The organism is Pseudocitrobacter sp. RIT415 (assembly GCF_003057695.2).
GTDB lineage: Bacteria > Pseudomonadota > Gammaproteobacteria > Enterobacterales > Enterobacteriaceae > Pseudocitrobacter > Pseudocitrobacter faecalis.
On record NZ_QBJC02000034.1, the window covers coordinates 9,253 to 26,315 of the forward strand.

The 17,063-nt window shown below is 50.0% G+C and carries 35 protein-coding genes; 2 read left to right on the forward strand and 33 right to left on the reverse strand.

Annotated elements, in window-relative coordinates; genetic code table 11:
* Positions 1 to 10: 10 nt before the first annotated feature.
* Positions 11 to 421, forward strand: coding sequence for a large-conductance mechanosensitive channel protein MscL (gene mscL, locus DBY68_RS21845; RefSeq protein ID WP_108477151.1), 411 nt, complete (start codon positions 11 to 13; stop codon positions 419 to 421).
* Here the strand turns inward: mscL and DBY68_RS21850 are convergent, their stop codons facing one another.
* From DBY68_RS21850 to rpsJ, 31 genes are all read right to left on the reverse strand, one after another.
* Positions 422 to 637, reverse strand: a complete 216-nt coding sequence (locus tag DBY68_RS21850) for an alternative ribosome-rescue factor A (RefSeq protein ID WP_108477150.1) — start codon at positions 635 to 637, stop codon at positions 422 to 424.
* 57 nt (positions 638 to 694) lie between these two features.
* The gene (zntR, locus tag DBY68_RS21855; RefSeq protein WP_108477149.1) at positions 695 to 1,120 is read right to left on the reverse strand and encodes a Zn(2+)-responsive transcriptional regulator; all 426 of its coding nucleotides are present in this window, start codon (positions 1,118 to 1,120) and stop codon (positions 695 to 697) included.
* A 6-nt stretch (positions 1,121 to 1,126) separates the two neighbouring features.
* Positions 1,127 to 1,495 carry a DUF1992 domain-containing protein gene (locus DBY68_RS21860; RefSeq protein ID WP_108477148.1) on the reverse strand — a complete coding sequence of 123 codons (369 nt, stop codon included), beginning with the start codon at positions 1,493 to 1,495 and terminating at the stop codon, positions 1,127 to 1,129.
* Between the two features lie 106 nt (positions 1,496 to 1,601).
* Positions 1,602 to 1,985 (reverse strand): 50S ribosomal protein L17, encoded by a 384-nt coding sequence (gene rplQ / locus DBY68_RS21865; protein WP_001216368.1) that lies wholly within the window; start codon positions 1,983 to 1,985, stop codon positions 1,602 to 1,604.
* A 40-nt stretch (positions 1,986 to 2,025) separates the two neighbouring features.
* Positions 2,026 to 3,015, reverse strand: a complete 990-nt coding sequence (gene rpoA, locus DBY68_RS21870) for a DNA-directed RNA polymerase subunit alpha (protein WP_015962747.1) — start codon at positions 3,013 to 3,015, stop codon at positions 2,026 to 2,028.
* Positions 3,016 to 3,040: 25 nt separating this feature from the next.
* Positions 3,041 to 3,661: a 30S ribosomal protein S4 gene (rpsD, locus tag DBY68_RS21875; protein ID WP_002919224.1), complete on the reverse strand. Its 621-nt coding sequence runs from the start codon at positions 3,659 to 3,661 to the stop codon at positions 3,041 to 3,043.
* Between the two features lie 33 nt (positions 3,662 to 3,694).
* Positions 3,695 to 4,084: a 30S ribosomal protein S11 gene (gene rpsK / locus DBY68_RS21880; RefSeq protein ID WP_002919257.1), complete on the reverse strand. Its 390-nt coding sequence runs from the start codon at positions 4,082 to 4,084 to the stop codon at positions 3,695 to 3,697.
* Positions 4,085 to 4,100: 16 nt separating this feature from the next.
* A complete protein-coding gene (rpsM, locus tag DBY68_RS21885; RefSeq protein WP_012908431.1) occupies positions 4,101 to 4,457 on the reverse strand; it encodes a 30S ribosomal protein S13 in 357 nt (118 codons plus the stop codon).
* A gap of 146 nt (positions 4,458 to 4,603) precedes the next feature.
* Positions 4,604 to 4,720, reverse strand: coding sequence for a 50S ribosomal protein L36 (rpmJ, locus tag DBY68_RS21890; RefSeq protein WP_000868187.1), 117 nt, complete (start codon positions 4,718 to 4,720; stop codon positions 4,604 to 4,606).
* Between the two features lie 31 nt (positions 4,721 to 4,751).
* Positions 4,752 to 6,083, reverse strand: a complete 1,332-nt coding sequence (gene secY / locus DBY68_RS21895) for a preprotein translocase subunit SecY (RefSeq protein WP_015962746.1) — start codon at positions 6,081 to 6,083, stop codon at positions 4,752 to 4,754.
* A gap of 7 nt (positions 6,084 to 6,090) precedes the next feature.
* Positions 6,091 to 6,525 carry a 50S ribosomal protein L15 gene (gene rplO, locus DBY68_RS21900; RefSeq protein ID WP_015962745.1) on the reverse strand — a complete coding sequence of 145 codons (435 nt, stop codon included), beginning with the start codon at positions 6,523 to 6,525 and terminating at the stop codon, positions 6,091 to 6,093.
* A 3-nt stretch (positions 6,526 to 6,528) separates the two neighbouring features.
* Positions 6,529 to 6,708: a 50S ribosomal protein L30 gene (gene rpmD, locus DBY68_RS21905; RefSeq protein WP_001140434.1), complete on the reverse strand. Its 180-nt coding sequence runs from the start codon at positions 6,706 to 6,708 to the stop codon at positions 6,529 to 6,531.
* A 3-nt stretch (positions 6,709 to 6,711) separates the two neighbouring features.
* Positions 6,712 to 7,215, reverse strand: a complete 504-nt coding sequence (rpsE, locus tag DBY68_RS21910) for a 30S ribosomal protein S5 (protein ID WP_015962744.1) — start codon at positions 7,213 to 7,215, stop codon at positions 6,712 to 6,714.
* 14 nt (positions 7,216 to 7,229) lie between these two features.
* Complete coding sequence (gene rplR, locus DBY68_RS21915) at positions 7,230 to 7,583, reverse strand: 50S ribosomal protein L18 (protein WP_000358960.1); 354 nt, start codon at positions 7,581 to 7,583, stop codon at positions 7,230 to 7,232.
* A gap of 9 nt (positions 7,584 to 7,592) precedes the next feature.
* Positions 7,593 to 8,126, reverse strand: coding sequence for a 50S ribosomal protein L6 (rplF, locus tag DBY68_RS21920; protein ID WP_012135817.1), 534 nt, complete (start codon positions 8,124 to 8,126; stop codon positions 7,593 to 7,595).
* A gap of 12 nt (positions 8,127 to 8,138) precedes the next feature.
* Positions 8,139 to 8,531 carry a 30S ribosomal protein S8 gene (gene rpsH / locus DBY68_RS21925; RefSeq protein WP_003031127.1) on the reverse strand — a complete coding sequence of 131 codons (393 nt, stop codon included), beginning with the start codon at positions 8,529 to 8,531 and terminating at the stop codon, positions 8,139 to 8,141.
* Positions 8,532 to 8,561: 30 nt separating this feature from the next.
* The gene (gene rpsN, locus DBY68_RS21930) at positions 8,562 to 8,867 is read right to left on the reverse strand and encodes a 30S ribosomal protein S14 (RefSeq protein WP_003863291.1); all 306 of its coding nucleotides are present in this window, start codon (positions 8,865 to 8,867) and stop codon (positions 8,562 to 8,564) included.
* Positions 8,868 to 8,877: 10 nt separating this feature from the next.
* Positions 8,878 to 9,417 carry a 50S ribosomal protein L5 gene (rplE, locus tag DBY68_RS21935; RefSeq protein WP_007702494.1) on the reverse strand — a complete coding sequence of 180 codons (540 nt, stop codon included), beginning with the start codon at positions 9,415 to 9,417 and terminating at the stop codon, positions 8,878 to 8,880.
* Between the two features lie 14 nt (positions 9,418 to 9,431).
* Positions 9,432 to 9,746 carry a 50S ribosomal protein L24 gene (gene rplX / locus DBY68_RS21940; RefSeq protein WP_015962742.1) on the reverse strand — a complete coding sequence of 105 codons (315 nt, stop codon included), beginning with the start codon at positions 9,744 to 9,746 and terminating at the stop codon, positions 9,432 to 9,434.
* 10 nt (positions 9,747 to 9,756) lie between these two features.
* Positions 9,757 to 10,128 (reverse strand): 50S ribosomal protein L14, encoded by a 372-nt coding sequence (gene rplN / locus DBY68_RS21945; protein WP_000613954.1) that lies wholly within the window; start codon positions 10,126 to 10,128, stop codon positions 9,757 to 9,759.
* A 166-nt stretch (positions 10,129 to 10,294) separates the two neighbouring features.
* Entirely contained in the window at positions 10,295 to 10,549 is a 255-nt protein-coding gene (rpsQ, locus tag DBY68_RS21950) for a 30S ribosomal protein S17 (RefSeq protein WP_002438707.1), read from the reverse strand.
* The gene (rpmC, locus tag DBY68_RS21955; protein WP_108477147.1) at positions 10,549 to 10,740 is read right to left on the reverse strand and encodes a 50S ribosomal protein L29; all 192 of its coding nucleotides are present in this window, start codon (positions 10,738 to 10,740) and stop codon (positions 10,549 to 10,551) included. The genes rpsQ and rpmC overlap by 1 nt, the downstream gene beginning before the upstream one ends.
* Positions 10,740 to 11,150, reverse strand: coding sequence for a 50S ribosomal protein L16 (gene rplP, locus DBY68_RS21960; protein ID WP_002919759.1), 411 nt, complete (start codon positions 11,148 to 11,150; stop codon positions 10,740 to 10,742). Before rplP ends, rpmC begins: the two co-directional genes overlap by 1 nt.
* A 12-nt stretch (positions 11,151 to 11,162) precedes the next feature.
* Positions 11,163 to 11,861: a 30S ribosomal protein S3 gene (gene rpsC / locus DBY68_RS21965; RefSeq protein ID WP_006817277.1), complete on the reverse strand. Its 699-nt coding sequence runs from the start codon at positions 11,859 to 11,861 to the stop codon at positions 11,163 to 11,165.
* A gap of 17 nt (positions 11,862 to 11,878) precedes the next feature.
* Entirely contained in the window at positions 11,879 to 12,211 is a 333-nt protein-coding gene (rplV, locus tag DBY68_RS21970; protein ID WP_002919773.1) for a 50S ribosomal protein L22, read from the reverse strand.
* Between the two features lie 14 nt (positions 12,212 to 12,225).
* Positions 12,226 to 12,504 carry a 30S ribosomal protein S19 gene (rpsS, locus tag DBY68_RS21975; RefSeq protein ID WP_001138117.1) on the reverse strand — a complete coding sequence of 93 codons (279 nt, stop codon included), beginning with the start codon at positions 12,502 to 12,504 and terminating at the stop codon, positions 12,226 to 12,228.
* A gap of 16 nt (positions 12,505 to 12,520) precedes the next feature.
* The gene (gene rplB, locus DBY68_RS21980; RefSeq protein WP_015962739.1) at positions 12,521 to 13,342 is read right to left on the reverse strand and encodes a 50S ribosomal protein L2; all 822 of its coding nucleotides are present in this window, start codon (positions 13,340 to 13,342) and stop codon (positions 12,521 to 12,523) included.
* Between the two features lie 17 nt (positions 13,343 to 13,359).
* Positions 13,360 to 13,662: a 50S ribosomal protein L23 gene (gene rplW, locus DBY68_RS21985; protein ID WP_000617546.1), complete on the reverse strand. Its 303-nt coding sequence runs from the start codon at positions 13,660 to 13,662 to the stop codon at positions 13,360 to 13,362.
* Positions 13,659 to 14,264, reverse strand: coding sequence for a 50S ribosomal protein L4 (gene rplD / locus DBY68_RS21990; protein ID WP_000424395.1), 606 nt, complete (start codon positions 14,262 to 14,264; stop codon positions 13,659 to 13,661). The genes rplW and rplD overlap by 4 nt, the downstream gene beginning before the upstream one ends.
* Before the next feature lie 10 nt (positions 14,265 to 14,274).
* Positions 14,275 to 14,904 carry a 50S ribosomal protein L3 gene (gene rplC, locus DBY68_RS21995; protein WP_061492925.1) on the reverse strand — a complete coding sequence of 210 codons (630 nt, stop codon included), beginning with the start codon at positions 14,902 to 14,904 and terminating at the stop codon, positions 14,275 to 14,277.
* Between the two features lie 32 nt (positions 14,905 to 14,936).
* On the reverse strand, positions 14,937 to 15,248 hold the full coding sequence (gene rpsJ, locus DBY68_RS22000) for a 30S ribosomal protein S10 (RefSeq protein ID WP_001181005.1): 312 nt from the start codon (positions 15,246 to 15,248) through the stop codon (positions 14,937 to 14,939).
* Positions 15,249 to 15,623: 375 nt separating this feature from the next.
* Between rpsJ and DBY68_RS22005 the strand changes: the two genes are divergently transcribed.
* Positions 15,624 to 16,088 carry an A24 family peptidase gene (locus DBY68_RS22005; RefSeq protein WP_108477146.1) on the forward strand — a complete coding sequence of 155 codons (465 nt, stop codon included), beginning with the start codon at positions 15,624 to 15,626 and terminating at the stop codon, positions 16,086 to 16,088.
* On the opposite strand, the gene bfr is transcribed toward DBY68_RS22005, so the two are convergent.
* Both bfr and bfd read right to left on the reverse strand, forming a co-directional pair.
* Positions 16,085 to 16,561: a bacterioferritin gene (gene bfr, locus DBY68_RS22010; protein WP_108477145.1), complete on the reverse strand. Its 477-nt coding sequence runs from the start codon at positions 16,559 to 16,561 to the stop codon at positions 16,085 to 16,087. The genes DBY68_RS22005 and bfr overlap by 4 nt on opposite strands.
* Before the next feature lie 71 nt (positions 16,562 to 16,632).
* Positions 16,633 to 16,827 (reverse strand): bacterioferritin-associated ferredoxin, encoded by a 195-nt coding sequence (gene bfd / locus DBY68_RS22015; RefSeq protein ID WP_108477144.1) that lies wholly within the window; start codon positions 16,825 to 16,827, stop codon positions 16,633 to 16,635.
* Positions 16,828 to 17,063: the final 236 nt, after the last annotated feature.

Sequence of the window (17,063 nt, forward strand, 5' to 3'; positions counted from 1 at the left end):
GGAGAATAACATGAGCATTATTAAAGAGTTTCGCGAATTCGCGATGCGTGGAAACGTTGTTGATTTGGCGGTGGGTGTCATTATTGGTGCGGCGTTCGGTAAGATTGTATCGTCATTGGTTGCCGATATTATTATGCCACCGCTGGGCTTATTAATTGGCGGGATCGATTTTAAACAATTTGCGCTGACATTACGTGAAGCGCAGGGAGATGTTCCGGCTGTAGTAATGCACTACGGCGTGTTCATTCAAAATGTCTTTGATTTTGTGATCGTGGCTTTCGCTATCTTTATGGCAATCAAACTGATCAACAAACTGAATCGTAAGAAAGAAGAACCGGCTGCGGATCCGAAACCAACGAAAGAAGAAGTGCTGCTTTCTGAAATCCGCGACCTGCTGAAAGAACAAAATAACCGTTCTTAATCACGCGACCAAAAGCAGAAGGCCAGTGGTAAAGAAGCGATTCGCTTGTTTGCCACTGGCCTCCCAGTTACCTCGTTTTGCATGCTTCGTTTTACGCAGATAACTCCCTTTCCCTTTTTTATTCTTCTCAACGCGTTGTCTGAACAACGGGTCATGCAGAAGTGCCTCAATGGCGTTATCGTTTATTTGCCCTTTGGTGTGTTGATAGCGGCTCATCATTTTCTCCTGATGGATAATCATTCGGCGCGAGTGTAAATCCGTACCGTGATAAATTCAACAGCCTTTAATATTATTGTCAGCCCCCTGCTCCAGAGTCTCAAGGATAGAACAATAAACACTGCTATGAGCCGTGCCACAGCAGGCATCATTCAGCTTCTTAAGCGACCGTTGCATTGATTGTAGCTCTTCAATGCGTGACTCCACTTCGCGAAGGCGCGCCTGGACAATACTTTTGGATTCCTGGCAGGTGTGATGTTCAGGGTCAACGCGAATCGAAAGCAGCTCGCGGATGGCCTCAAGGGTAAAACCCAGTTGGCGAGCATAGCGGATAAATTTCAGGCGCTGAAGATCGTTGCCCGTATACAAGCGGAATCCACCTTCGGTACGAACTTCATGATCCATCATCTGCTGCTTTTCATAGTAGCGGATCGTATCGGGCGTCACGCCAGCCAGCTTAGCCAGTTCACCAATGCGATACATGGATTTTTACTCCTCATTAAACCGATTAATCAATTTTTCCGCATATTCGCCACGCAGAAAATCGGTGCTCATACCAACCTGGCGCAACTTCAGTTCCATTAATGCGAGTCGACGGCTCAATTCCTGATAACGTTCATCTTCTTTGTGAATACCGTTAAGTAGATCAACCAGCGCCAATGCTTCTTTGCGCTGCTCAACCTCTGGCGGCAAACAGCCCGCATTCTTCAACAGGCGATAACCTGAGCGTAGCTCTTCAGGTACAGCCGAATCGTCGTCGAGCATTAAAGGCTTGCCCTGCCCGGGAAGATTATCGAAATCACCGTTACGCTGGGCATCAGCGATGTGACGCTCTGCCCACTGGTCGATTAACCACATGACAGCACTCCAGGATGAGCAGAAGAGTTATTACTATTGTAGAGAGATGGGGGAAGTGGAGATATAAAAAAACCCGCCGGAGCGGGTTTTTTTACGATACTACAGATTACTCTGCAGCAGCTTCTGCTTTCTCTGAACGATCAACCAGCTCGATGTAAGCCATCGGCGCGTTGTCGCCTGCACGGAAGCCACACTTCAGAATACGAGTGTAACCACCGGCACGGCTCGCGAAACGCGGGCCCAGTTCGTTAAACAGTTTTGCCACGATCTCGTTATCACGAGTACGGGCGAATGCCAGACGACGATTAGCAACGCTATCAGTCTTGGCAAGAGTAATCAGCGGCTCAACTACGCGACGCAGTTCTTTCGCTTTAGGCAGGGTCGTCTTGATGATTTCATGACGAACCAGTGAACCTGCCATGTTGCGGAACATAGCCTGGCGATGGCTGCTGTTGCGGTTCAGTTGACGACCACTCTTACGATGGCGCATGACCTTATCCTTCTCAGTAAAACCTTAACCTGTGATCCGGTTACTCGTCAGCAATGCTTGCCGGTGGCCAGTTTTCCAGGCGCATACCCAGAGACAGTCCACGGGAGGCCAGCACGTCTTTAATCTCAGTAAGAGATTTTTTACCCAGGTTAGGCGTCTTAAGAAGCTCAACCTCGGTACGCTGTACCAGATCACCGATATAGTGGATAGCTTCTGCCTTAAGGCAGTTAGCAGAGCGGACAGTCAATTCCAGATCGTCAACAGGGCGCAGCAGGATCGGATCGAATTCTGGTTTCTCTTCTTTAACTTCTGGCTGACGTACATCACGTAAGTCAACAAAAGCTTCCAGTTGTTCAGCCAGGATGGTTGCCGCACGACGAATCGCCTCTTCAGGATCGATTGTGCCGTTGGTTTCCATTTCGATGACCAGCTTGTCCAGGTCGGTACGCTGTTCTACACGCGCTGCTTCAACATTGTAGGCAATACGCTCTACAGGGCTATAGCAGGCGTCGACCAACAGACGGCCGATCGGGCGCTCATCTTCTTCCGAATGAATTCGGGAAGAAGCCGGCACATAACCGCGACCGCGCTGAACTTTGATACGCATGCTGATAGCTGCGTTTTCATCGGTCAGGTGGCAGATCACGTGCTGCGGCTTGACGATTTCGACATCACCGTCGTGGGTGATATCGGCTGCGGTCACAGGGCCAATGCCAGATTTATTCAAGGTAAGAATAACTTCATCTTTACCCTGAACTCTCACCGCCAGCCCTTTCAGGTTGAGCAGGATTTCCAGGATATCTTCCTGAACGCCTTCTTTGGTGCTGTACTCATGAAGTACACCATCAATCTCAACCTCGGTCACCGCGCAACCCGGCATCGATGAGAGCAGAATACGGCGCAGTGCGTTACCCAGAGTATGGCCAAAGCCACGCTCTAAAGGCTCAAGGGTCACCTTGGCGTGCGTCGAACTCACTTGCTCGATATCTACCAGGCGCGGTTTTAGAAACTCTGTCACAGAACCCTGCATTGTGTCCTCTCTTTGGTACTAAGCTTTACTTGGAGTAAAGCTCGACGATCAGGTGTTCGTTAATGTCCGCAGACAGATCAGAACGCTCAGGCTGACGCTTGAACGTGCCTTCCATCTTGCCAGCATCAACTTCCAGCCAGGTTGGCTTTTCACGCTGTTCAGCCAGCTCAAGAGCGGCTTTCACGCGAGATTGCTTTTTCGCTTTCTCACGGATGCTAACAACGTCATTCGCTTTAACCTGATAAGAAGCGATGTTAACAACACGACCGTTTACCATGATTGCTTTATGGCTAACCAGCTGGCGTGCTTCAGCACGAGTGGCGCCAAAGCCCATACGGTATACAACGTTGTCCAGACGACCTTCCAGCAGAGCCAACAGGTTTTCACCGGTGTTGCCTTTCAGACGTGCTGCTTCTTTGTAGTAGTTACGGAATTGACGCTCCAGCACACCGTACATACGGCGAACTTTTTGCTTCTCACGCAACTGCACACCATAGTCAGACAGACGCGGTTTACGCGCACCGTGCTGGCCAGGAGCTTGTTCAATTTTACACTTGGTATCGATCGCGCGAACGCCAGACTTAAGGAATAAGTCGGTGCCCTCACGACGGCTCAGCTTGAGCTTAGGACCCAAATATCTTGCCATTTTCTTTCTCCAACTAACCTGGAAAACGTAGCGTTATACGCGACGTTTTTTCGGCGGACGACAACCGTTATGAGGGATCGGAGTCACATCAGTAATATTAGTGATGCGGAAACCAGCGGCGTTCAGAGCACGAATAGTAGATTCGCGACCCGGACCCGGACCTTTGACCATAACTTCCAGATTCTTGATGCCGTATTCTTTTACGGCTTCTGCGCAACGCTCTGCCGCAACCTGAGCTGCGAACGGAGTGGATTTGCGAGAACCACGGAAACCGGAACCACCGGCTGTTGCCCAACCCAGCGCGTTACCCTGACGATCGGTAATAGTCACGATGGTGTTGTTGAAAGAAGCATGGATATGAGCCACGCCGTCAGAGACTTGTTTTCTTACACGTTTACGTGCACGAATTGGTGCCTTTGCCATTATTCAATCACCCCGATTATTTCTTGATCGGTTTGCGCGGACCCTTACGGGTACGTGCGTTGGTCTTGGTACGCTGACCGCGAACCGGGAGACCACGACGATGACGCAAACCGCGATAGCAACCAAGATCCATCAGGCGCTTGATGCTCATGCTGATTTCACGGCGCAGATCACCTTCAACGACAAATTTGGCAACTTCGTCACGCAGCGTGTCGATTTGTCCTTCAGACAGCTCACTGATCTTAACATTTTCAGCGATACCCGCTGCAGCCAGGATGGCTTTAGAACGGGTCTTACCGATGCCGTAGATCGAAGTTAATGCGATCACAGCATGTTTTTGATCAGGAATGTTAATGCCTGCTATACGGGCCACTATGCACTCCTACTATTTAATATGTACGCACCATGCTGAAAAGCCCGTTTTCAGGATACTCAAATGGAAACGTACAGACATACAAAAGATTGGCTGGCTAATCTAGCCAGCTCAACCCAACTTTGCAAGAAAAATATGCGAATAAATCAGCCTTGGCGCTGTTTATGCTTCGGCTCGGCACTGCAAATCACACGGATGACACCATCACGCTTAACGATTTTGCAGTTACGGCATAATTTCTTGACGGAAGCACGAACTTTCATTTTTACTCTCCGTAACTTCTCGGGCGACCAATTATCGGCCGTAGCCTTTCAGGTTCGCCTTCTTCAATGCAGACTCGTACTGACTTGACATCATCAGAGTTTGCACTTGAGCCATAAAGTCCATAATCACGACAACAACGATAAGCAGTGAGGTCCCACCGAAGTAGAACGGTACTTTCATTGCATCACGCATGAACTCCGGGATCAGGCAGATAAAGGTAATATACAACGCACCAACCAGGGTCAGGCGGGTCATTACTTTATCGATATACTTCGCCGTTTGCTCTCCCGGACGAATTCCTGGTACAAATGCACCGGACTTCTTCAGGTTATCTGCTGTTTCACGCGGGTTGAAGACCAACGCCGTGTAGAAGAAACAGAAGAAGATGATCGCAGACGCATAGAGTAACACATAAAGTGGTTGCCCAGGCTGCAAATACAGCGAAATTGTTGTCAGCCAGTTCCAACCAGTCCCGCCCCCGAACCATGACGCGATGGTTGCCGGGAACAGAATAATACTGGAAGCGAAGATTGCCGGGATTACCCCTGCCATATTCACTTTCAGCGGTAAATGTGTGCTCTGTGCAGCATAGACACGACGACCTTGCTGACGTTTGGCGTAGTTTACCACAATGCGGCGTTGACCACGCTCAACAAATACAACAAAGAACGTCACTGCAAATACTAATACTGCAACCAACAGCAACAGGAGGAAGTGCAGGTCGCCTTGACGCGCTTGCTCGATAGTATGGGCAATGGCTGGCGGGAGTCCCGCAACGATACCAGCGAAGATAATGATTGAGATACCGTTGCCGATACCGCGCTCAGTAATCTGTTCGCCGAGCCACATCAGGAACATAGTCCCTGTAACCAGACTTACAACAGCGGTGAAATAGAATGCAAAGCCTGGGTTAATCACCAGGCCCTGCATACCAGGCATATTCGGCAGACCGGTAGCAATACCGATCGACTGGAATATCGCCAGCACCAGAGTACCATAGCGGGTGTACTGGCTGATCTTACGACGACCAGACTCCCCTTCTTTCTTAATTTCTGCCAACGTCGGATGAACCACCGTCAGCAGCTGGATAATGATCGACGCCGAAATATACGGCATGATCCCCAGAGCAAAGATAGAAGCACGGCTGAGAGCACCACCAGAGAACATGTTAAACATCTCAATGATGGTGCCTCGCTGTTGCTCAAGCAGTTTGGCAAGTACAGCGGCATCAATACCAGGGATCGGAATAAAAGAGCCAATACGGAACACAATAAGCGCACCGATTACAAACAGCAGTCTGCGTTTCAGCTCGCCTAAGCCACCTTTGGCACTTTGAAAATCTAATCCCGGTTGTTTAGCCATCTGCTACTTATTCCTCGATTTTACCGCCAGCAGCTTCGATAGCAGCACGAGCGCCTTTAGTAACACGCAGGCCACGAACAGTTACCGGAGTAGTGACTTCACCAGCCAGGATCACTTTCGCGAACTCGATCTGGATACCGATAATGTTAGCTGCTTTCAGCGTGTTCAGGTCTACAACACCGCCTTCCACTTTCGCCAGGTCAGACAGACGGATTTCCGCTGTGATCGCTGCTTTGCGAGAAGTGAAGCCGAATTTCGGCAGACGACGGTACAGAGGCATCTGACCACCCTCGAAACCACGACGTACGCCACCGCCAGAACGAGACTTCTGACCTTTGTGACCACGACCGCCGGTTTTACCGAGGCCAGAACCGATACCACGACCCAGACGGCGACCCGCCTTTTTAGAGCCTTCGGCCGGAGACAGAGTATTTAAACGCATCTCTTACTCCTCAACTTTAACCATGAAGGAAACCGCGTTGACCATACCACGAACAGCAGGAGTATCCTCGCGCTCTACGGTGTGACCAATACGACGCAGACCCAGGCCAAGCAGCGTTGCCTTGTGTTTCGGCAGACGACCGATTGCACTGCGGGTTTGAGTAATTTTAATAGTCTTTGCCATGGTTTATTTCCCCAGAATTTCTTCAACGGATTTACCACGCTTGGCAGCGACCATTTCCGGAGATTTCATATTTTCCAGACCATCGATAGTTGCACGAACCACGTTAATCGGGTTAGTGGAACCATACGCTTTAGCCAGAACGTTACGAACTCCAGCGACTTCCAGAACGGCGCGCATTGCACCACCGGCGATGATACCGGTACCTTCGGAAGCCGGCTGCATGAATACACGAGAACCCGTGTGAGTACCCTTAACTGGGTGCTGCAGGGTGCCGGTATTCAGCGCGACGTTAATCATATTGCGACGGGCTTTTTCCATCGCTTTCTGGATCGCTGCTGGAACTTCACGCGCTTTACCGTAACCAAAACCTACGCGACCGTTACCATCGCCTACTACAGTCAGAGCTGTGAAGGAGAAAATACGACCACCTTTAACGGTTTTAGATACGCGGTTTACCGCGATCAGCTTTTCCTGCAGTTCGCCAGCTTGTTTTTCGATGTGAGCCATCTTACACCTCTACCTTAGAACTGAAGGCCAGCTTCACGGGCAGCATCTGCCAGTGCCTGGACACGACCATGATATTGGAACCCGGAACGGTCAAAGGATACATCTTTGATGCCTTTTTCCAGAGCGCGTTCAGCAACAGCTTTACCCACAGCTGCAGCCGCGTCTTTGTTACCGGTGTACTTCAGTTGTTCAGCGATAGCTTTTTCTACAGTAGAAGCAGCTACCAGAACTTCGGAACCGTTCGGTGCAATTACCTGTGCGTAAATATGACGCGGGGTACGATGTACCACCAGGCGAGTTGCGCCCAGCTCCTGGAGCTTGCGGCGTGCGCGGGTCGCACGACGGATACGAGCAGATTTCTTATCCATAGTGTTACCTTACTTCTTCTTAGCCTCTTTGGTACGCACGACTTCGTCGGCGTAACGAACACCCTTGCCTTTATAAGGCTCAGGACGACGGTAGGCGCGCAGATCCGCTGCAACCTGACCGATCACCTGCTTATCAGCGCCTTTCAGCACGATTTCAGTTTGAGTCGGACATTCAGCAGTGATACCCGCAGGCAGCTGATGGTCAACCGGGTGAGAGAAACCTAAAGACAGGTTTACTACATTCCCTTTAACCGCTGCACGATAACCTACACCAACCAGCTGTAGCTTCTTAGTGAAGCCTTCGGTAACACCGATAACCATTGAGTTCAGCAGGGCACGCGCGGTACCAGCCTGAGCCCATCCGTCTACGTAACCATCACGCGGACCGAAGGTCAGTGCATTATCTGCATGTTTAACTTCAACAGCATCGTTGAGAGTACGAGTCAGCTCGCCGTTTTTACCTTTGATCGTAATAACCTGACCGTTGATTTTTACATCAACGCCGGCAGGAACAACGACCGGTGCTTTAGCAACACGAGACATTTTTTCCTCCGATTAGGCTACGTAGCAGATAATTTCGCCACCAAGACCAGCCTGGCGCGCTGCACGATCAGTCATAACACCTTTAGAGGTAGAAACAACTGCGATACCCATGCCGGCCATAACTTTCGGCAGCTCATCTTTACGTTTGTAGATGCGCAGACCTGGGCGGCTGACACGCTGAATGCTTTCTACAACAGCTTTACCCTGGAAATACTTGAGAGTCAGTTCCAGTTCCGGCTTGGTGTCGCCTTCAACTTTAAAATCTTCAATAAAACCTTCTTCCTTCAGCACGTTGGCAATTGCCACTTTCAGCTTGGAGGAAGGCATGGTGACCGCAGCTTTGTTCGCGGCCTGACCGTTACGGATACGGGTCAGCATATCCGCGATCGGATCTTGCATGCTCATCTGTCTTTACTCCCGTGATTCAATTGGTAATTACCAGCTAGCCTTTTTCAAGCCTGGTACTTCACCGCGCATAGCGGCTTCACGAAGCTTAATACGGCTCAACCCGAACTTGCCCACATAACCATGCGGACGACCTGTTTGACGGCAGCGGTTACGCTGACGAGACGGGCTGGAATCACGCGGCAGACTCTGCAGCTTCAGAACAGCGTTCCAACGATCTTCATCGGAAGCGTTCACATCAGAGATGATAGCTTTCAGTTCAGCGCGTTTAGCGAAGAATTTATCAGCTAAAGCTACGCGTTTTACTTCGCGTGCTTTCATTGATTGCTTAGCCATTCAGTAACCCTTACTTGCGGAACGGGAAGTCAAAGGCAGCCAGCAGAGCACGGCCTTCTTCGTCAGATTTCGCAGTAGTGGTAATGGTAATATCCAAACCACGCACGCGGTCGACTTTATCGTAGTCGATTTCTGGGAAGATGATCTGCTCACGGACACCCATGCTGTAGTTACCACGGCCATCGAATGACTTAGCGGACAGGCCACGGAAGTCACGGATACGCGGTACAGCAATAGTGATCAGGCGCTCAAAGAACTCCCACATGCGTTCGCCACGCAGAGTTACTTTACAGCCGATCGGATAGCCCTGACGGATTTTGAAGCCTGCAACTGATTTGCGTGCTTTGGTGATCAGCGGTTTTTGACCGGAGATTGCTGCCAGGTCAGCTGCTGCGTTATCCAGCAGTTTCTTGTCAGCGATCGCTTCACCAACACCCATGTTCAGGGTGATCTTCTCGACCCGAGGGACTTGCATGACAGAATTGTAGTTAAACTCAGTCATGAGTTTGTTAACTACTTCGTCTTTGTAGTAATCATGCAGTTTCGCCATCGTACTACTCCAAATTACTTGATAGTTTCGCTGTTAGACTTGAAGAAACGGACTTTTTTGCCGTCTTCGAATCTAAAGCCTACACGGTCGGCCTTGCCGGTTGCCGCATTGAAGATTGCAATGTTAGAGATCTGAATAGCTGCTTCTTTCTCAACAATGCCACCTGGCTGGTTCAGGGCCGGAACCGGCTTCTGATGTTTCTTAACCAGGTTGATACCTTCAACAATGACCTTGCCGGAAGACAGGACATTTTTTACTTTACCGCGTTTACCTTTATCTTTACCGGTTAACACGATAACTTCGTCATCACGACGGATCTTCGCTGCCATGATTCGCTCCTTAGAGTACTTCTGGTGCCAGAGAGATAATTTTCATGAACTTCTCGTTACGAAGTTCACGAGTTACCGGCCCAAAAATACGCGTACCGATAGGCTGCTCGCTGTTATTGTTTAAAATAACGCATGCATTACCATCGAAGCGAATGACAGAACCGTCCGGGCGACGAACACCCTTCTTGGTGCGCACCACTACCGCCTTCAGCACATCACCTTTTTTGACCTTACCACGCGGAATTGCTTCCTTGATGGTGATCTTGATGATGTCGCCTACGCCTGCGTAGCGACGGTGCGAGCCACCCAGAACCTTGATACACATTACGCGACGTGCACCGGAGTTGTCGGCGACGTTCAGCATAGTCTGTTCTTGGATCATTTTAGTGCTCCGCTAATGTCAACTACTACTGAGACCCGAAAGTCAGGCCATTAAAAAGCCCCATATATCGAGGGCGCGGCATTATAACACCACTCTCAAGATATGGGTAGAAAAAATAAACGGCTCATCGCTGAGCCGTTTATTCGTATCGAGAATGCGTACTGTATTACAGAACCGCTTTCTCTACAACGCGAACCAGCGTCCAGGACTTAGTCTTGGACAGCGGACGGCATTCACGGATTTCAACCTTGTCGCCGATACCGCATTCGTTGTTCTCGTCATGTACGTGCAGTTTGGTCGTACGCTTAATGAATTTACCGTAGATCGGGTGTTTCACAAAACGTTCGATAGCAACAACAATGGATTTCTCCATTTTATCGCTAACAACGCGACCTTGCAGAGTACGGATTTTATCGGTCATTACGCACCCGCCTTCTCAGTCAGTAAAGTCTTAACACGTGCAACATCACGACGCACTTGCTTCAGCAGATGAGTCTGTTGCAGCTGGCCACTTGCAGCCTGCATGCGCAGGTTGAACTGCTCACGCAGCAAGTTCAGCAGCTCAGCGTTCAGATCTTCAACGCTTTTTTCACGCAGCTCTTTTGCTTTCATTACATCACCGTCTTAGTTACAAAGGTGGTTTTGATCGGCAGTTTCGCGGCTGCGAGGCCGAATGCTTCACGGGCCAGCTCTTCCGGTACACCGTCCATTTCATACAGGACTTTGCCCGGCTGAATCAAGGCAACCCAATACTCCACGTTACCTTTACCTTTACCCATACGAACTTCAAGAGGCTTCTCGGTAATCGGTTTGTCCGGGAATACACGGATCCAGATTTTACCTTGACGCTTCACTGCACGGGTCATAGCACGACGTGCTGCTTCGATCTGACGTGCAGTCAGACGACCACGGCCAACAGCTTTCAGACCGAAAGTGCCGAAGCTAACATCCGTACCCTGCGCCAGACCGCGGTTACGGCCTTTGTGCACTTTACGGAATTTTGTACGCTTTGGTTGTAACATCAGCGACGCTCCTTATTTACGGCCTTTACGCTGCTGCTTTTTAGGTTGAGCAGCCGGTTCCGGTTGTTCAACAGCAGCCATACCACCCAGGATCTCACCTTTGAAGATCCATACCTTAACGCCGATTACACCGTAAGTGGTGTGCGCTTCAGAGGTGTTGTAGTCGATGTCAGCACGCAGAGTGTGCAGCGGTACACGACCTTCGCGGTACCATTCGGTACGTGCGATTTCCGCGCCGCCCAGACGGCCGCTAACTTCAACTTTGATACCTTTAGCGCCCAGACGCATTGCGTTCTGTACAGCACGCTTCATAGCACGACGGAACATAACACGACGTTCCAGCTGAGAAGTGATGCTGTCAGCAACCAATTTAGCGTCCAGTTCAGGCTTACGAACTTCGGCGATATTGATCTGAGCAGGAACGCCAGCGATATCCGCTACGACCTTGCGCAGTTTTTCTACGTCTTCGCCTTTCTTACCGATAACGATACCCGGGCGAGCAGTGTGAATAGTCACACGGATGCTCTTAGCCGGACGCTCGATAACGATACGAGATACGGACGCTTTTGCCAGTTCCTTCGTCAGGTACTGACGGACTTTAAAATCGCTGTCCAGGTTGTCAGCGAATTCTTTGGTGTTCGCGAACCAGGTAGAGTTCCATGGTTTGACAATACCCAGGCGAATACCATTAGGATGTACTTTCTGACCCATTGCTAGTCTCCAGAGTCTCAGCGATCGGACACAACCACAGTAATGTGGCTGGTGCGCTTCAGGATGCGATCTGCACGACCTTTTGCACGCGGCATAATGCGCTTCATGCTCGGGCCTTCGTCTACGAAAATTTTCGCAACTTTCAGATCGTCAATGTCAGCGCCATCGTTGTGTTCAGCGTTAGCAATGGCAGATTCCAGTACTTTCTTGACCAGTACAGCCGCTTTCTTATTGGTGTAGGTCAGAATATCCAGGGCCTGCGACACTTTCTTACCGCGAATCAGGTCAGCAACAAGGCGAACCTTCTGAGCAGAAGAACGAGCATGGCGATGTTGAGCTAAAGTTTCCATCTCTTCCTCCTACCTTATTTCTTCTTCGCTTTTTTATCAGCAGCGTGGCCGCGATAAGTACGAGTCGGTGCGAATTCACCCAGTTTGTGACCAACCATTTCGTCGGTTACAAAGACTGGAACGTGCTGACGACCATTATGGACAGCGATGGTCAAACCGATCATGTTAGGAAAGATCGTTGAACGACGGGACCAAGTGCGCAGGGGCTTCTTGTCTCCGCTTTCCACCGCTTTCTCTACCTTCTTCAGCAAGTGCAGGTCAATAAAAGGACCTTTCTTGAGAGAACGTGGCATGGCTTATCCTCTAAAATTATTTGCTACGGCGACGTACGATGAATTTATCAGTACGCTTGTTGCTGCGGGTCTTCTTACCTTTGGTCTGCAGGCCCCACGGGGATACCGGGTGCTTACCAAAGTTACGACCTTCACCACCACCATGTGGGTGGTCGACTGGGTTCATCGCAGTACCGCGAACGGTAGGACGAACACCACGCCAGCGTGCAGCACCGGCTTTACCCAGAACGCGCAGCATATGCTCAGCATTGCCAACTTCGCCCAGAGTTGCACGGCAGTCTGCTTCGACTTTACGCATTTCACCAGAACGCAGACGCAGGGTGACATAAGCACCATCACGAGCAACGATCTGAACGTAAGTACCAGCGGAACGTGCCAGCTGACCGCCTTTACCTGGTTTCATTTCTACGTTATGAACGGTAGAACCAACCGGGATATTGCGCATCGGCAGGGTGTTACCTGCTTTGATTGCAGCATCAACGCCAGACTGAATCTGGTCGCCAGCTTTCAGGCCTTTAGGGGCCAGGATGTAACGGCGTTCGCCGTCTTTGTACAGAACCAGCGCGATGTTCGCGGAGCGGTTCGGATCGTACTCAAGACGTTCAACTGTTGCCGGGATACCGTCTTTGTTGCGTTTGAAGTCAACAATACGATAAGCCTGCTTATGGCCACCACCGATGTGACGAGTGGTGATACGGCCATTGTTGTTACGACCACCGGATTTGCTGTTTTTTTCCAGCAACGGAGCAAAAGGTTTGCCCTTGTGCAGCTCAGGGTTAACCACTTTAACTACGTGGCGACGACCCGGAGATGTCGGTTTACATTTAACAACTGCCATTGTATTACTCCTCCGACTTACTCAGCGCCGCCAACGAAGTCCAGATTCTGGCCTTCTTTCAGGGTGACGTAAGCTTTTTTCCAGTCGCTACGACGACCGATACGCTGTCCGTGACGTTTAACTTTCCCTTTAACGACCAGGGTGTTAACGACTTCGACTTCGACTTCAAACAGTTTCTGCACAGCAGCTTTGATTTCTGCTTTGGTCGCGTCTTTAGCAACTTTGAGAACGATGGTGTTAGTTTTTTCCATCGCAGTAGACGCTTTTTCAGAAACGTGCGGTGCGCGCAGCACCTTCAGCAGACGTTCTTCACGAATCATGCCAGCATCTCCTCAACTTGCTTAACAGCATCAGCAGTCATTACGACTTTGTCGAAGGCGATCAGGCTAACCGGGTCGATACCCGTTGCATCGCGAACGTCAACCTTGTGCAGGTTACGTGCTGCGAGGAACAGATTTTCGTCCAGCTCACCGGTGATGATCAGCACATCTTCCAGAGCCATGTCTTTCAGTTTCTGAGCCAGCAGCTTAGTTTTAGGCGCTTCTACAGAGAACTTCTCGACAACGATCAGACGATCCTGACGTACCAGTTCGGACAGAATGCTTTTCAGCGCGCCGCGGTACATCTTTTTGTTAACTTTTTGACTGTGGTCCTGCGGACGCGCAGCGAAGGTTACGCCACCTGAACGCCAGATCGGGCTCTTGATAGAACCTGAACGCGCACGGCCGGTACCTTTCTGGCGCCATGGTTTTTTACCAGAACCAGTTACTTCAGCACGAGTCTTCTGAGCACGAGTACCCTGACGAGCACCAGCTGCATAAGCAACAACAACCTGGTGAACCAGCGCTTCGTTGAAATCACGACCGAAGGTAGTTTCGGAAACAGTCAGCGCGCTCTGCGCGTCTTTCAATACTAATTCCATTGCTATCCCCTTACGCCTTCACAGCTGGTTTAACGATCAGGTCGCTACCGGTTGCACCCGGGACCGCACCTTTCACCAGCAGCAGGTTGCGCTCAGCGTCAACACGTACTACGTCCAGGCTCTGAACAGTTACACGTTCGTTACCCAGCTGACCTGCCATTTTCTTGCCTTTGAACACTTTGCCCGGAGTCTGGTTCTGACCGATAGAACCCGGAACGCGGTGAGACAAGGAGTTACCGTGAGTAGCGTCCTGGGTACGGAAGTTCCAGCGCTTAACGGTACCAGCAAAACCTTTACCTTTAGAGGTACCGGTTACGTCAACTTTTTTAACTTCAGCAAACAGCTCGACGCTGATGTTCTGACCAACAGTGAATTCTTCACCATCTGCCAGACGGAATTCCCACAGGCCGCGGCCAGCTTCTACGCCAGCTTTAGCGAAATGGCCAGCTTCCGGCTTGGTTACACGGTTTGCTTTTTTAGCACCGGTGGTAACCTGAATAGCACGATAGCCATCGTTAGCCAGGTCTTTAACCTGAGTAACACGGTTTGCTTCAACTTCGATTACGGTTACTGGGATAGATACGCCATCTTCAGTGAAGATGCGGGTCATACCCACTTTTTTACCGACTAAACCAATCATTGTATCAACCTCTCAATCGCTCGATGACCTGATTAACCCAGGCTGATCTGCACGTCTACACCGGCAGCCAGGTCCAGACGCATCAGAGCATCAACGGTTTTCTCGGTTGGCTCAACGATGTCAACCAGACGCTTGTGAGTGCGAATTTCGTACTGATCGCGCGCGTCTTTGTTAACGTGCGGAGAGATCAGAACGGTAAAGCGCTCTTTGCGGGTCGGCAGCGGGATCGGACCGCGAACCTGCGCACCAGTGCGCTTGGCAGTCTCGACGATTTCCGCGGTTGATTGATCGATCAGACGATGATCAAACGCTTTAAGGCGGATACGGATTCTTTGGTTCTGCATGAGACCAGAGCTCCAATTATTTTATAGACGAAATGATTACTCCTCAAACCCATTACGATTGATGGGAGAGTGTAACCGTTCTTACGTAGCCCCCCAATTGGAGGCATTGTTGATGACCAAAAAGCGCCATCGGGTTCAGATTGAACCGCTGTCAATATTAGACAAGCCCGCGCATTATACGCAAATACCAGCGTGAAGCAAGGGGTGTTTAGAAATTAGTCATGATAATTTGCGGCGCTGCGCGCACTGACTCCGGTAAATAATGTCATTCATGAAGAAATGCCGGATAACACCTCGCACTGCTGTCTTTTGCCTTTTGCACTCTGAACGCGCCTTCGCCACACTCCTGGCCAGGATAATTTACCGGACGCGAGTATGTCTTATGCCCCCCTGCCCTTTTTCGTTATCTACACGCTGCTAACTCTGGCGCTTAGCTGGCATGACTGGCGTACCGGCCTTCTGCCTGACCGCCTAACCTGCCCGCTTTTATGGGGTGGCGTGCTTTATCATCTGTGCTTTTATCCTGCACGTTTATCTTTATCATTGTGGGGGGCCATCGGCGGATACATTGCCTTTGCGCTGATTTACTGGGGTTACCGAGGCCTGCGTCACCGTGAAGGATTAGGGTATGGCGATGTGAAATTTCTTGCCGCGCTGGGGGCGTGGCATGGCTGGCAAGCGCTACCGGAACTGATTCTTACTGCCACGTTGTTGGCCCTGATTTTCATCAGCCTGTCAGCGCTTCATCTGCGTGAATGGCAGGCACTAAAAAACCCGCTGCCTTTCGGCCCTTTTCTGGCCGCAGCGGGTTTCATCATATACGGGCTTGGGGTGACTTAGTCTTCGACTTTAATTTGTGACTGCAGATAATTTTGCAGACCAATTTTACCGATCAGATCCAGCTCAGTTTCGAGCCAGTCGATATGATGCTCTTCTTCACTGAGGATATTAATAAGCATATCGCGGCTCACATAGTCGTGAACACTGTCGGTATACGCAATAGCTTCACGTAAATCTTTCGCGCCTTCCAGCTCAAGGCGGAGATCCGATTGCAACATCTCTTCCACATCTTCGCCAATTTGCAGTTTGCCAAGATCCTGAAGATTCGGTATCCCCTCGAGAAACAAAATACGCTCGATATATTTATCGGCATGTTTCATCTCATCAATTGATTCGTGGTACTCAATGTCATTGAGGCGCATCAGGCCCCAGTTTTTGAACATTCTCGCGTGGAGAAAGTATTGGTTTATTGCGACAAGCTCGTTTCCCAATAATTTATTGAGATAATTTATAACCTTAACATCACCTTTCATTATGTAGTCCCTCCGCTTCCACTTATTGAAGCGTAGAACGGGCTACAGGGATGTCAAAAAAAGAATAGGGCTCAGGCGATTTCCTGATATTCCGGCATCTGCGTTAATTCATCTTCCATCACTTCGCGGGCCGCACGTACGCACTTACCGCATTGATTTCCAACGGGTATAAATTTGCGTAATTGCTGGAAAGATTGTGGATGAAACTGGCGAACTGCCTGGCGAATTTTTTTATCGCTTACACCGTTACACAAACAAACGTACATAATCACTCCCGCTTAATTTATGAACAGAGTGTAAATGAGAATAGTTATGATTACAATAGCAGATGACAAATGACGCAGCGGGGGCGCATTTTAAAATAAATAAGAAGGCAGGTATCAGACAGCAAAAAGGGCGCCGAAGCGCCCTTTTTAAGCTCAAAGCTAATTAATTAATAATTAGCTCATTACTTTAGCAACAACGCCCGCGCCAACGGTACGGCCGCCTTCACGGATTGCGA

Bases quoted from the DNA above. Each gene is read 5' to 3' on its own strand.
- mscL (WP_108477151.1), top strand. From the start codon at position 11: ATGAGCATTATTAAAGAGTTTCGCGAATTCGCGATGCGTGGAAACGTT.
- DBY68_RS21850 (WP_108477150.1), bottom strand. From the start codon at position 637: ATGAGCCGCTATCAACACACCAAAGGGCAAATAAACGATAACGCCATT.
- zntR (WP_108477149.1), bottom strand. From the start codon at position 1,120: ATGTATCGCATTGGTGAACTGGCTAAGCTGGCTGGCGTGACGCCCGAT.
- DBY68_RS21860 (WP_108477148.1), bottom strand. From the start codon at position 1,495: ATGTGGTTAATCGACCAGTGGGCAGAGCGTCACATCGCTGATGCCCAG.
- rplQ (WP_001216368.1), bottom strand. From the start codon at position 1,985: ATGCGCCATCGTAAGAGTGGTCGTCAACTGAACCGCAACAGCAGCCAT.
- rpoA (WP_015962747.1), bottom strand. From the start codon at position 3,015: ATGCAGGGTTCTGTGACAGAGTTTCTAAAACCGCGCCTGGTAGATATC.
- rpsD (WP_002919224.1), bottom strand. From the start codon at position 3,661: ATGGCAAGATATTTGGGTCCTAAGCTCAAGCTGAGCCGTCGTGAGGGC.
- rpsK (WP_002919257.1), bottom strand. From the start codon at position 4,084: ATGGCAAAGGCACCAATTCGTGCACGTAAACGTGTAAGAAAACAAGTC.
- rpmJ (WP_000868187.1), bottom strand. From the start codon at position 4,720: ATGAAAGTTCGTGCTTCCGTCAAGAAATTATGCCGTAACTGCAAAATC.
- secY (WP_015962746.1), bottom strand. From the start codon at position 6,083: ATGGCTAAACAACCGGGATTAGATTTTCAAAGTGCCAAAGGTGGCTTA.
- rplO (WP_015962745.1), bottom strand. From the start codon at position 6,525: ATGCGTTTAAATACTCTGTCTCCGGCCGAAGGCTCTAAAAAGGCGGGT.
- rpmD (WP_001140434.1), bottom strand. From the start codon at position 6,708: ATGGCAAAGACTATTAAAATTACTCAAACCCGCAGTGCAATCGGTCGT.
- rpsE (WP_015962744.1), bottom strand. From the start codon at position 7,215: ATGGCTCACATCGAAAAACAAGCTGGCGAACTGCAGGAAAAGCTGATC.
- rplR (WP_000358960.1), bottom strand. From the start codon at position 7,583: ATGGATAAGAAATCTGCTCGTATCCGTCGTGCGACCCGCGCACGCCGC.
- rplF (WP_012135817.1), bottom strand. From the start codon at position 8,126: ATGTCTCGTGTTGCTAAAGCACCGGTCGTTGTTCCTGCCGGCGTTGAT.
- rpsH (WP_003031127.1), bottom strand. From the start codon at position 8,531: ATGAGCATGCAAGATCCGATCGCGGATATGCTGACCCGTATCCGTAAC.
- rpsN (WP_003863291.1), bottom strand. From the start codon at position 8,867: ATGGCTAAGCAATCAATGAAAGCACGCGAAGTAAAACGCGTAGCTTTA.
- rplE (WP_007702494.1), bottom strand. From the start codon at position 9,417: ATGGCGAAACTGCATGATTACTACAAAGACGAAGTAGTTAACAAACTC.
- rplX (WP_015962742.1), bottom strand. From the start codon at position 9,746: ATGGCAGCGAAGATCCGTCGTGATGACGAAGTTATCGTGTTAACCGGT.
- rplN (WP_000613954.1), bottom strand. From the start codon at position 10,128: ATGATCCAAGAACAGACTATGCTGAACGTCGCCGACAACTCCGGTGCA.
- rpsQ (WP_002438707.1), bottom strand. From the start codon at position 10,549: ATGACCGATAAAATCCGTACTCTGCAAGGTCGCGTTGTTAGCGATAAA.
- rpmC (WP_108477147.1), bottom strand. From the start codon at position 10,740: ATGAAAGCAAAAGAGCTGCGTGAAAAAAGCGTTGAAGATCTGAACGCT.
- rplP (WP_002919759.1), bottom strand. From the start codon at position 11,150: ATGTTACAACCAAAGCGTACAAAATTCCGTAAAGTGCACAAAGGCCGT.
- rpsC (WP_006817277.1), bottom strand. From the start codon at position 11,861: ATGGGTCAGAAAGTACATCCTAATGGTATTCGCCTGGGTATTGTCAAA.
- rplV (WP_002919773.1), bottom strand. From the start codon at position 12,211: ATGGAAACTTTAGCTCAACATCGCCATGCTCGTTCTTCTGCTCAGAAG.
- rpsS (WP_001138117.1), bottom strand. From the start codon at position 12,504: ATGCCACGTTCTCTCAAGAAAGGTCCTTTTATTGACCTGCACTTGCTG.
- rplB (WP_015962739.1), bottom strand. From the start codon at position 13,342: ATGGCAGTTGTTAAATGTAAACCGACATCTCCGGGTCGTCGCCACGTA.
- rplW (WP_000617546.1), bottom strand. From the start codon at position 13,662: ATGATTCGTGAAGAACGTCTGCTGAAGGTGCTGCGCGCACCGCACGTT.
- rplD (WP_000424395.1), bottom strand. From the start codon at position 14,264: ATGGAATTAGTATTGAAAGACGCGCAGAGCGCGCTGACTGTTTCCGAA.
- rplC (WP_061492925.1), bottom strand. From the start codon at position 14,904: ATGATTGGTTTAGTCGGTAAAAAAGTGGGTATGACCCGCATCTTCACT.
- rpsJ (WP_001181005.1), bottom strand. From the start codon at position 15,248: ATGCAGAACCAAAGAATCCGTATCCGCCTTAAAGCGTTTGATCATCGT.
- DBY68_RS22005 (WP_108477146.1), top strand. From the start codon at position 15,624: ATGTCTTATGCCCCCCTGCCCTTTTTCGTTATCTACACGCTGCTAACT.
- bfr (WP_108477145.1), bottom strand. From the start codon at position 16,561: ATGAAAGGTGATGTTAAGGTTATAAATTATCTCAATAAATTATTGGGA.
- bfd (WP_108477144.1), bottom strand. From the start codon at position 16,827: ATGTACGTTTGTTTGTGTAACGGTGTAAGCGATAAAAAAATTCGCCAG.